The sequence below is a fragment of the Methanobrevibacter sp. genome (assembly GCF_045577275.1).
Taxonomy (GTDB): domain Archaea; phylum Methanobacteriota; class Methanobacteria; order Methanobacteriales; family Methanobacteriaceae; genus Methanobrevibacter.
In genome coordinates this window covers 1-4,088 of record NZ_JAZNIB010000088.1, presented here as the reverse complement: position 1 = coordinate 4,088, position 4,088 = coordinate 1, and the positions used below count along the sequence as shown (strand labels likewise).

Here is a 4,088-nt window from a genome sequence, read left to right as displayed (position 1 = left end):
CCAAAGATGTGGTTATTGAAGACAATGTATGGTTGGGAAATCGTGTTATTGTACTTCCAGGTGTTAGAATTGGTGAAGGTGCCATCATTCAGGCAGGCAGTGTTGTAGTGAAGGATATTCCTAAATGTGCAATTGCTGGGGGACACCCTGCAAATGTCTTTTCTTTAAGAGATGCAGATCATTATGAAGAGTTAAAAAAAGAAGGAAAGTTTCATTAATTAAATGACTATTTTTACGTTTACACTTTTCACATTTACACAATAGCGATTTTTCACAAAAAAATTTCATTTAATTTAATTAATTCTAGCTTCAATTTAATGAATCAAATCCTTAAAGATTGCTATTTCTTTCATTGTCACTGCTTTTAAAATGAAGATGATTGCAAAGTATACAATTACTCCAACAATGATGGATATCAAGACATTAATAATTCCATTTGGATTCATTATATAGACAATGATTCCCATAATGGCTGAAGCTATAACTATTTTTAAAAGTTCTTTTATATCGAATGGCAATCTCATGGTTTTCTTGCTTGCAATGGCTGTTACAGCAAAGGCCAATATGTAGCAAAGAAGTGTAGCAATAGCTGCTCCAAGAATGTTTAGATAAGGAACAAGCAATATGTTCAAAACTATATTTGAAATAGCTACTATAATCCATAATTTACCTAAGATCATTGTATTCTTCTCTAAAATAAGTATATTGTTTGTAATTCCATACATTCCCATGAATATTGCTCCAAGGCAGACAAATGGAGTTACCATATAACCTCCAAGTGCAATCTCAGGTGTTGTGATAATATAAAGCAACGGTTTGGAAAGTACGCTCATTCCTACAGCAGCAGGTACTGTAAGGAGAAGATAATACTTCATGGAATAGCTTAGGTATTTATCCACTTCACCAATGTTTCCCTTTTCATAATGTTCCGGCAGAACAGCTGGTAGGAGAACTGCGAATGGGGAAAGGAACATAAGCAATATGCTTCCTAATGCGTATCCTGGTGAATAGCATCCGACTGCAACGGATCCTATGAGGATTCCTATAACATATTTGTCACTTGAATCCACTACCCAACTTGACACATTGCTTGGAATTGTAGGCAATGCAAATGCAAGCTGTTCCTTTAAGTTGGACCATTTTCCAACTCCAATTCCAAGGTATCTGACAATTAAAAATGCCATCATGATAAATACTGCCACATAACCTGTTAAAAGACCAAGCACAACTGTTTCAATGTTATAACCTGCATATGTAAGGTATATGCTTACGAATACGCCGATATAACTCTGCAATACAAGGAACAATGAGTATCTTTTCATTTGTTGGAATGTTCTGAAGTAGGATATTAGCATAAGGTTCATGCATGCAAAGAATGAAATTGCAGTTGTAATGTACAGGACTTGCATGCTTCCATTGAATAATGCATTTGCAATCACATTTCCAAAAATCAGGAACAATAGGCAAATGATCAATGTTGAAATGAATGTTAAAGTGATCATTGGGTAAAATGAGTCCTTTATCTTTTCCTTATCCTTTTCAGCAGAAAGGAATCTCACCATTGTGTATGGAAGACCAAGATTTGCAATGTTTGGAACAAGTGCGATGGTTGTGTTGACCTGTGCCCACATACCATATTCTGCTGTGGTGAATGATTTTGTAATGATTGGGATAAAGATTAGGCTACTGAGAGAGATTAGTATGTTTGTCAATCCCACTAGTCCTATCCTTTGTATAAATCGCACATATTCGCTCATCTAATCACATCAAATCTTTTCAAAAATAGTTTTGTCAAAGTTTTTAAAGAAGTAATCCTTATCGTATTCTTTAAACTGTATTTCATTGGTTTCATCTTTGATAATATAATTTATTAGTTCTTCACTATCTTTAACTTTTTTTACAATATCCTTTTCAATCAGATCATCCAGATATTCCACTCCTGGAACATCAATGATGAATGTTTTGCAATTGAAAGCAAGACCCTCGTAGATTGCTGTAGAGAATGCACCAACTTGGTAATGGCTTTTGGCAAACAATTCATATAATGGAGGTTGGCTTTCATCGATTACCTTAAAGTTATCAAATTCTTCTATAGCCTTGTTGAGGTATTCGTAGTTTTCTCTCCAAGTTCCATATTCGCCAGGATGCAATTTATAAATGATTTGATAATTCGTATTGACTTTTGAAGCCAGTTCATATGCCAGTTCAGATAGATATTTTCCAATTACCCCTTGTGAAATGAATAAGATCTGCTTATTTTCAGACTCTTGACTTATTCTATCTTCAGCTATTTTCATATAGGTTCTTGAGTTTTCTTCAAAGTATGGAAAACCCATTGAAATTACATTATCTGAGTCTATTGGATAGTGGCTTGCATTTTTCCAATAATCTCCAAAACTAAGTATCTTATCTGGGAAGTATTCGATTTCCTTAATCTCACCATTGAATCTCATTGTATTTTCAGGGTATGAGTATCCTAAATGGTATGGGCTTATGGTTCCATGCTGCAATTCAATGATTTCTATATTCATTTTCTTGCAGGCAGCGACCAATGCCTTGTTTTCATAAGCCACTACAAGAAATACAAGTTTAGGATTTCTCTTTTGAAGAAGTTCAATATACTTTTCATATTCATATTGAAAATTAAGTATATGATCTTCGATAATGCTGAATAAGTCTATTTCTATTTTGAAGATGCTTTCAAGCTCATTCTTCACTGCACTAATCAATTCTCTTTCTTCTTCAGTAAAAGGAATTTTTCCCCTATTCCTAGTTTTATGAATAAATGAACCTAAAAGAATTCTGTCATTGAATTTGACATGGTTTTCCTTAATGTTCTTGCTGTTTCTAAAATGATCATTTAGATATGGGGATTCGATTGTTTCAAAACTCTTTCCCATTTCATTAAGGACATCCTTTAAAAAATAGCTGTAAATGTCTTGGTATTCATCTTGGAATATGACTTTTCTAGGGTGGTCAAATATCAATACATCAAGATTTCCATTTCCGCTTAAAGGATTTGACAATACGCTGTTTTTAGCGAAAGGTATGAATGATTTTATCTTATCAAATAAGGAAAGACTGGACTGCTGAGCAGATTCAAAAACATTTGTCTTTCTTGTTATTTCATAGTATAGATACATTCTAATCAATTGCCAAGGATAGCAATCCTGAATCATCTTATGATTTAATTCATATTTCTCTTCAAGATTCCAAATCTCTTGACAAATTTCCTTTACTGTAAAAGTCATAAAAATTCCTTTTTAGTTATTTATGATAATAATGAATTTTCTGATATTATTCTAAATATTCATATTTGAGCAATTCGTCTTCTGCAATATCTATCTTTGCCTTTTTGCCGATTACATTATCCATTTCACTTGGAGAAATGCCTGTTCCAGGTCTTTTGTATGTAAGCATGTCTGCAGTGATTTCAGTTCCTTCCTTAATGCATACATTTGCAACAATGGAGCGTCTTGCCTGTTTTCTTGATTCTCCTTCACAAGGCAATGGAACCTTATCATATTGTCCATTTATTGTTTTGATAAGTTCTATGTTTTTACAGAACTTTCTTACATCATCAGGGTCCATTCCATGATAATGGTCGTTTCCCTGCATTGTCTTGTCTAATGTATAATGCTTTTCAAGTATGGTTGCACCATAAAGATAAGCAGTTGTTAAAATAAGCATATTCTCATCAGGTTTTGTGTGATCTGAGTAACCTATTTCATAATCAGGATATAAATCCTTAAGGTTTTTTATCATAAGCAGATTAGCGTCACTGTTGTCAGTTGGGTAGGAAAGGACACAGTGCATGATTCCAATTCCCGCTTCTCCATTTGTGTATTTTTCATTGGTATTTTCTATTGTGTCAATAGCAAGTTTTATCTCATCAAGATTGGAAGCTCCAGTTGAGATGATGATGTCTTTTCCTTTTTCAGCTATTTTTTCAATGAATGGAATGTTTGTAAGGTCTGATGAGGAGATCTTATAGACATCCATAAATTCATGCTAATAGTCTATTGAATCAAAATCAAATGGTGTGGATAGGAACATGATTCCAATCTCATTGCAGTAGTCAGCTATTT

At 33.6% G+C, this 4,088-nt stretch carries 4 protein-coding genes and 1 pseudogene; 1 reads left to right on the top strand and 4 read right to left on the bottom strand.

The genetic code is table 11. The features are described 5' to 3' along the window. On the top strand, positions 1 to 218 hold a 218-nt coding region (locus tag ACKI67_RS03100), incomplete at its 5' end, for an acyltransferase (RefSeq protein WP_407461931.1). Positions 219 to 314: 96 nt separating this feature from the next. On the opposite strand, the gene ACKI67_RS03095 is transcribed toward ACKI67_RS03100, so the two are convergent. The 4 genes and pseudogenes from ACKI67_RS03095 to ACKI67_RS03080 form a co-directional block, all read right to left on the bottom strand. After that, positions 315 to 1,757, bottom strand: a complete 1,443-nt coding sequence (locus tag ACKI67_RS03095) for a polysaccharide biosynthesis C-terminal domain-containing protein (protein WP_407461930.1) — start codon at positions 1,755 to 1,757, stop codon at positions 315 to 317. 9 nt (positions 1,758 to 1,766) lie between these two features. Beyond that, positions 1,767 to 3,251 carry a sialyltransferase gene (locus tag ACKI67_RS03090; RefSeq protein ID WP_407461929.1) on the bottom strand — a complete coding sequence of 495 codons (1,485 nt, stop codon included), beginning with the start codon at positions 3,249 to 3,251 and terminating at the stop codon, positions 1,767 to 1,769. 46 nt (positions 3,252 to 3,297) lie between these two features. Then, positions 3,298 to 3,510 carry an SAF domain-containing protein gene (locus ACKI67_RS03085; protein WP_407461932.1) on the bottom strand — a complete coding sequence of 71 codons (213 nt, stop codon included), beginning with the start codon at positions 3,508 to 3,510 and terminating at the stop codon, positions 3,298 to 3,300. A 24-nt stretch (positions 3,511 to 3,534) separates the two neighbouring features. Next, a pseudogene (locus ACKI67_RS03080) lies at positions 3,535 to 4,086 on the bottom strand (N-acetylneuraminate synthase family protein); the annotation flags it as partial. Between the last annotated feature and the right edge of the window lie 2 nt (positions 4,087 to 4,088).